Origin of the sequence: Gemmobacter sp. (assembly GCF_016792925.1) — a bacterium.
Lineage (GTDB): Bacteria > Pseudomonadota > Alphaproteobacteria > Rhodobacterales > Rhodobacteraceae > Gemmobacter.
Genome location: NZ_JAEULU010000345.1, coordinates 1 through 1691, shown reverse-complemented (window position 1 = coordinate 1691; position 1691 = coordinate 1). Strand labels below are relative to the sequence as shown.

The window sequence follows — 1691 nt, the reverse complement described above, 5'->3', positions numbered from 1 at the left end:
CCCCGGTTTCAAGGTGGTGCAGGGCCGGATCGACATTGCCGACCCGAAGAAATTCCTGACCGACAAGCTGAACCTGCTGCGCGTCTTCGAGGAGGCGCTGCGCACCAGCTATCTGATCCACCCCAATGTGATGCGGGTGGTGGCGCAGAACCTGCATCTGATCGACGATGACATGCGCGAAGACCCCGAGGCGCAGCGCATCTTTCTGGATCTGATGCTGAAACACGGCAACCCGGAACGCGCGCTGCGGCGCATGAACGAGCTGGGGGTGCTGGGCGCCTTCATCCCCGAATTCGAGCCCATCGTGGCGATGATGCAGTTCAACGTCTATCACCATTACACGGTGGACGAGCATATCATCCAATGTATCTCCACCCTCGCGCAGATCGAGCGGGAGGAGCTGGTGGAGGAACTGCCGCTGACCTCCGGCATTCTCAAGGAGGGCGTGAACCGCCGCGTTCTCTATGTCGCGCTGCTGCTGCATGACATCGGCAAGGGCCGCCCCGAGGATCACTCGATTCTGGGCGCACAAATCTCGCGCCGCGTCTGCCCGCGTCTGGGGCTGAACGAGGAGGAAAGCGAGACGGTCGAATGGCTGATCCGCTATCACCTGCTGATGTCCGACATGGCGCAGAAGCGCGATATTGGCGACCCGCGCACGGTGCGCGATTTCGCCAAGGCGGTGAAAACCAAGAAGCGGCTCGATCTGCTGACGGCGCTGACGGTCTGCGACATTCGCGGCGTGGGGCCGGGCACCTGGAACAACTGGAAGGCCCAGTTGATCCGCCAGCTTTACGGCCAGACCGCCGAGGCGCTGGAAGGCGGCCTTGAAAATGTGAACCGCGACCGGCGCGAGAATGAGGCCAAACAGGCGCTGCGCGCCGCCCTGCCCGATTGGGATGCGAAAGACATCCGCACGGAACTGGGCCGCCATTACGCGCCCTATTGGCAAGGCCTGATGACCGAGACGCAGGCCACCTTTGCCCGCCTGCTGCATGACCTGCCGGATAATGAAATCCGCATCGACCTGCATCCCGATCCGGCGCGCGATGCCACCCGAGCCTGTTTCGCGCTGGCCGATCACCCCGGCATCTTCTCGCGGCTGGCGGGGGCCTTGGCGCTGGTGGGGGCCAATGTGGTGGATGCCCGCACCTATACCTCGAAGGATGGCTATGCGACGGCGGTGTTCTGGGTGCAGGATGCCGACGGCCACCCCTATGAGGTGGCAAAGCTGCCCCGCCTGCAACAGATGATCGACAAGACCCTGAAAGGCGAGGTTCGCCCGCGTCAGGCGCTGGCCGACCGCGACAAGGTGAAAAAGCGCGAGCGCGAGTTCCGCTTTCCCACCCATATCACCTTCGACAATGAAGGGTCCGAGATCTACACCATCATCGAGGTCGATACCCGCGACCGGCCCGGCCTGCTTTATGATCTGACGCGCACGCTTGCTGCCAACAACATCTATATCGCCAGCGCCGTGATCGCGACCTATGGCGCGCAGGTGGTGGATGCCTTCTATGTGAAGGACATGTTCGGCCTGAAGCTGCACACCAAATCCAAGCAGGAAGCGCTGGAGAAAAAGCTGCGGCAGGCCATCACCGAAGGCACGGAGCGGGCGCAGGCCTGAGGACAAAGCATGAGCCGATCCCTGATCCGCAACGTCGTCGTTCTGGGCGGCTGGACGCTGGTTT

The 1691-nt window shown here is 62.6% G+C and carries 1 protein-coding gene; it reads left to right on the top strand.

Annotated elements, in window-relative coordinates:
- A partial coding sequence (gene glnD / locus JNN06_RS17175; protein WP_291240814.1) for a [protein-PII] uridylyltransferase occupies window positions 1-1627 on the top strand: 1627 nt, incomplete at its 5' end.
- Between the last annotated feature and the right edge of the window lie 64 nt (window positions 1628-1691).